The sequence below is a fragment of the Rhizobium sp. WYCCWR 11152 genome (assembly GCF_013087615.1).
GTDB lineage: Bacteria > Pseudomonadota > Alphaproteobacteria > Rhizobiales > Rhizobiaceae > Rhizobium > Rhizobium indicum.
The window spans coordinates 1-2,748 of the sequence record NZ_JABFCP010000030.1 but is presented as its reverse complement, the minus strand read 5'-3'; the positions used below and the strand labels follow the sequence as shown (position 1 = coordinate 2,748).

Annotated in this window: 3 protein-coding genes; 1 reads left to right on the top strand and 2 read right to left on the bottom strand. The window is 60.0% G+C overall.

Translation table 11 applies throughout. The annotated features are described in order from the left end of the window. The first annotated feature begins 109 nt into the window (after positions 1 to 109). On the top strand, positions 110 to 295 hold the full coding sequence (locus tag G9X67_RS34290; protein WP_171600738.1) for a hypothetical protein: 186 nt from the start codon (positions 110 to 112) through the stop codon (positions 293 to 295). Here the strand turns inward: G9X67_RS34290 and G9X67_RS34285 are convergent. Together G9X67_RS34285 and G9X67_RS34280 are read right to left on the bottom strand one after the other, a co-directional pair. Beyond that, positions 267 to 1,907, bottom strand: coding sequence for a hypothetical protein (locus tag G9X67_RS34285; RefSeq protein ID WP_171600737.1), 1,641 nt, complete (start codon positions 1,905 to 1,907; stop codon positions 267 to 269). The genes G9X67_RS34290 and G9X67_RS34285 overlap by 29 nt on opposite strands. Beyond that, on the bottom strand, positions 1,908 to 2,748 hold an 841-nt coding region (locus G9X67_RS34280), incomplete at its 5' end, for a hypothetical protein (protein WP_210259087.1). It abuts the gene before it with no gap.

The window sequence follows — 2,748 nt, the reverse complement described above, 5'->3', positions numbered from 1 at the left end:
CCCGCCGGGGTGCGCATCGTTGAGAGGCGTGGCAGGTTCTGTTTCGTAGCTTCGCAGGTCCTTGCAAAAGGAATACTAACATTCTCCTCACTCTAAAGGAAGACTGAAGTTGGACGACAAATTCCACAAGGACCTCGACCTGCATGAAAGCGAGTGGTCCAAAGCCGGGAAGAAAGAACCCTTTTGGGGCCCGGGGGCTTTCTGGTTTTTCAACGTGACTTTGCCATTGTTTATTCTGGCAATCGTCCTGTCTCAGATATCGAAGTTCATCTATCGCGCTGTGCTTGGCTACTGAGCCCAGACGACAGCGGGCCGATCAGCGGCATCACTCGATTGGAGATAGCCCCGAGAACAGGGGCATTTCCGCTTGCGGCTGCGTTCCTGACAGCAGCGATCGCGCGGAGAGATGCACGATCGACTAGCTTGGCAGCTCCAAAGCCAGCAGCACCAGGGGCGGCCATCCCGATAGCGCCACCGACAGGGCCGCCGATCATCGTGCCTATCGTGCCGCCGACGCCTGCCCCCATGCCTGCCGAGACCGGGCCGCGCGGCGCAAACTTGGCGATCCATTTCGTCAGTGCGGGGCTCGTTTCTGCCTTGGCCAGCTTGCGAATAAGCCCGATTTCCTCGGCCGTGAAGTTTTTCACCTTGCCCTTGACAATCTGCGTGTAGAGCTGTGACGCCTTGTCGCGCAGCGCGTTTTCCATGCCGGACTGTGAATAGCGCCCGGATTTGACGTCCGCTAGGTCAAACAGATCCTCAATCATCTGCGTCTTGGATCGCTTGGCCCAAAGCTTGTCGGCCTCACGGAAGGTATCGAGCGCCTGCTTTGGGCCGGTAAGCTGGCCTGGATTGGCATTTTCGGCGAATGAAGTCAGGATATCGCGCATCCGCATAAGCGTCCGCTCATCGCCCGGTTCTGCGCCTCGGATTGCGAGATCGATTTCTTGCCTCAACTCGTGGAAAGTCTGCAGGTCCATCGGCTTGCCGCGGAGTGCCTGAACGTCAGCGACGATGCCGGCGGTCTTGGGGCGAAGGGCTTCATTGATCCGGCCGCCTGCGAACGTCATGTTCTGGACGATGCTGTCGGTTGCCTGCGGCTTGATGCCAACGCCAGATTGATATGCTTGGTCGTAGAGAGCCTTTGAGGCGACCTTCAACTCCTCGCCGCTCGGAGCGGCATTTGCGGCCTTGACGGCAGCCCGAGAGGCTAGCATATCCCCGGCCTTTGACAGAGTCCCGCCAATCCCCGCTCCAAGGAGGGCTCCGACAGCCGCGCCGGTCGTCCGATCACCTGGTTTGGCCTCGCCAGCGCCTGTAACGCCCCCATATGTGCCGGCTTCCAGCGCGGCGGCTCCAGCGCGCCCAACGACAGGAAGATTGCGGCCTGCAACGATGTTTGGAAGGGCGCGCGCCATGATGAGACCGCCGCCGACGTCGCCGGCAAGGGATGCACCGGGGTTCTGCTGGCGCATGGCCGTCTTGTTGGCGTCTGCCTCGGCTTGAAGTTTGCCATAGTCGCCTTTGTTCACGTCGCTGCGAGCAAGAGCGGTCAACTCGTCATCCCAACCGAAGAGCGGGGAACGCTGCGCTGCGCTTGCCCCGGCGTCGATGGACTTAGCGATCGGGCCGAGCGGGTTCATCGAGCCCGCATAGATGCCGCTGCTGTAGAACTCGTCACGCTTTCCCTTGGCGTCGGCTACTCGCTGAGCATCGATCGCCTCGCCCGGCTTCTGCGTCATGGCCGACATGTCGGAAGCGAGAGCCTGAGTGTCAGCGCTCGCGGTGCTCAGATCCTGCTCTGGAGCCCCATAGGTGGCCTGCATGGCCTTGACGATGACGTCATCGGTCGTCCCATCCGGGAACTCGACGATTTCGCCATTCGGGGCTTGGATTTGGACCGGCATTTATTCGATCCTTCCTGTCGCTGGATTGTAGCGGCGGACTGTGCCAGGGGCTACTGGCGGCGCGATGCCGGGAGGTGCCTGTACTTGGCCGCCACTCTGCTGGATCTTGGCCTGAGCGCGCGCGATACCCTGATCGATGATCTTCTCATAATCATCAAGCGCAGCGTTGAATGCCCCTTCCGAGGTCGCGGTGTTCATGCGGGTGACGGCCTTCGTCGCCGTCTCGCCTTCAGCATTCGACAGAGAGCCAAGTCCGCGCATTTGCTGGATAGCCGTTGCGAAGGCCCCAGATTTTGCTTGGTCAACCTTTGTTTGGAAGTCATAGCCAGCGGTTGCAGGGATTGGATTAAGGATGGATGACCAGCCGGTACCGCGCTCACGATTTGGATCTGTCTTCAACTCAGTAATCAGATCCTTGGCATTTATGCCAGCTTGCAGGTCTGCCGGGGCGGCCGCGATTAACTTGCCCTGAGCAGTACCGATTTCCTTCTGGGATTCGGCCTCGGCAAGGTTCTTCGGCATATTGTTGACCACAGCGCCCGTTCGGCTGTTCTGGCTGATGATCGCCGTGCCGGTGTCGAGGTTCTGAAGCACGGGTGTCGGCTCGAAGCTTCCGGTGTCGAGCGGCTTGAACTTGCCGCTCTTTGATGCTTGGCCGATCACAGTCTTGCCGTTGGCGTCCTTGCCCCATACGGGGTTGAGACCCCACTCGTCATCACCGGCAGCCATCCCCGCCGGCGGCGCAATCCACTGCCCTGTGCTGGTGTCATAGAGGTTCTTGCCGGCTGTGATAAAGTTGTTCTTCGGTTTCTGAGCCTCAAGCTTCTGCTGATAGGCCAGT